The 267-nt window shown below is 42.7% G+C and carries 1 pseudogene; it reads right to left on the minus strand.

Going from position 1 to position 267, the window contains the following annotated elements:
* Positions 1–267, minus strand: a pseudogene (locus LKE08_RS00165) (amidase); the annotation flags it as partial.

The following is a 267-nucleotide window of genomic DNA, read 5'->3' on the forward strand; positions in this document are numbered from 1 at the left end:
GCGATCGCATTTACATTCCCCGAATTCTCATCCACCAACTCCTGAGACAAGTAAATCGTATTCGTAGCAGCAGCAAAAGCACCTTTGGCATTATTGATTTCAGACGCAGGACGAATTTCAATCGTCGGAAAATTAATTAAATCTGCCTTATCCCAAATTTTATGATTTCCGAATGCAAGCTGCATTTTTGCCTGAAACTCGGGAGATGTAGCGAAATCCCTGAGATAGCTGTTGGCAACTTCTAAGCTTTGTCCCAAGACGATCGCT

Source organism: Lyngbya sp. CCY1209 (assembly GCF_035615495.1).
Classification (GTDB): Bacteria; Cyanobacteriota; Cyanobacteriia; order Cyanobacteriales; family Microcoleaceae; genus Limnospira.